This window comes from Candidatus Methylomirabilota bacterium (assembly GCA_036005065.1).
Classification (GTDB): Bacteria; Methylomirabilota; Methylomirabilia; order Rokubacteriales; family DASRDR01; genus DASYQW01.
Map to the genome: position 1 here is coordinate 1 of DASYQW010000189.1, position 1,815 is coordinate 1,815.

Genomic DNA, 1,815 nt, shown 5'->3' on the forward strand with positions numbered 1-1,815 from the left:
CGTGGGAGTGCTCTCGGGCACCAGGCCTCAGGACGCCCTGATCGACGTGCGCCGGGACGAGAACACCGGTTACCAGAGCGACCGTCCCGCGGTCGCGCTCGTCTCCAGCGTGGGGGTGGTGACGGCGGTGGGCCCGGGAACGGCAACCATTACCGTCACTCACCGCCAGTTGACCGCGACGGCGGCGGCGCGGGTGGTATCTTCGGCCGCGGGCGCGCCGATCCTTCGCCTCTCCGCGCCACCCGATGGCGCCGTGCTCACCTCGTCCCCGGTCACCGTCGCCGGGACCGTGAGCGATCCGCAGGCGAAGGTCAAGGTGATGGGGACTCAGGCGCCAACCGATGCCGTGACGGGCGCCTTCAGCGTTCAGGTGGCGCTCTCGCCGGGCCAGAACCTGATCAAGGTCCAGGCCGATCTTGCCGCCGGATCCGCCCTCGCCGAGCTTTCGGTGACCCTCGCGGCGCCCGGCTCGGGGGCAGCGGTCGGCCCCGATGGATCGCCCCTGCCGGTCGTGCCCGCTCTCCCTACCACCGCGCCCGACCGCACTCCGCCCCAGATCGCCGTCCAGTGGCCGCGCCCGGGAGCGCTCCTCCTTTCGACCCGGGTGGAGGTCCTGGGAACCGTGGACGAGCCGCAGTCGGTGGTGCGCATCAACGGAGCCCGGGCGGCCGTTCAGGACGGGGCCTTCTCGGCGCAGATCGTTCTTCCCCGGGGGGCGGGACAGATCGTGGCGGAGGCGGTCGACCCGGTGGGAAACCGCTCGTCGAAGACGGTGAACGTGAGCGTCGATTCGGAGCTGCCCGCGGTGAACATCGCGGAGCCGGCGCCCTCGGACCTCCAGGGCTGGTGCACTCTGCCCGAGGGGGCGGCAGTGGTGTCGAGTTCGCCGCTCTTGGTCCGTGGGTCGCTGAGCCACCCGGGGATGCGGGTCTGGATCCAGGGAGCGCAGGCGGCGGTGAACGGGACCGGTTTCAGCGGGACGGCGAGCCTGGCCCGTGGTCTCAATCGCCTGGCGGTGGTCGCCGAGTTGCCCGGCGACCCTCCCCGGCGGGCAATCGACGTGCGGCGGGTCGTCCTCGACCTGGATCCGCCGGTCATCGAGGTCGCTTACCCGCCGCCCGGCCTGGTAGCCCGCACCACTCCCATCCGGGTGATCGGACGCGTGCGCGATCCCGGCGTTCCGCCCGGGGCGTCTGCGTCGCCGGGGCTCAGGATCAACGGGACTCCGGTCGATGCCTCCGGCGGATCGTTCGATGTGTCGGTCTCCCTCGTCGCCGGGCTCAACTCCCTGATGCTGGAGGCTGCCGACGGAGCGGACCGCAGGACCTCACAGACGATCAACGTGACCCTCGACGCCACCACCGCGGGCGCCTCCCTGGAGGCCGCCGACGGGGGAGGCCAGACCGTAGCGCCGGGAGGAGTCCTTCCTCGCGCGCTGGTGGCGCGCGTGCGCGACGCGGCGGCGGCGCCTGTCGCCGGCGTGCCGGTGATCTTCCGCGTCGACGCGGGCGACGGCACCCTGACCGGTGGAGCGAGGGAGATCCAGGTGACGAGCGACGGAGCGGGGGAGGCGCGCGCAACCTTCACCGCCGGCCGCACCGCGGGGAAGGGTCTCAACGTGGTGACCGCCCGCTCTCCCGGCCGGCGCGGCTCGCCGGCGGCATTTTCCGTCACCGTCTCGCCCGGCGCCCTGTCCGTGCTGGCGGCCCACTCCCCGCGCTGGGACGCCTGGATGGCCGGGCAGACCCTTCCCCGGCCGCTCCTGGCCCGCGCTCTGGACGCGGCCGGGAACCCTCTCGCCGGCGTGCCGGTGGA

The 1,815-nt window shown here is 73.4% G+C and carries 1 protein-coding gene; it reads left to right on the forward strand.

Features of this window, described 5'->3' with window-relative positions; translation table 11 throughout:
• On the forward strand, window positions 1–1,815 hold a 1,815-nt coding region (locus tag VGW35_13710), incomplete at both ends, for an Ig-like domain-containing protein (GenBank protein ID HEV8308712.1).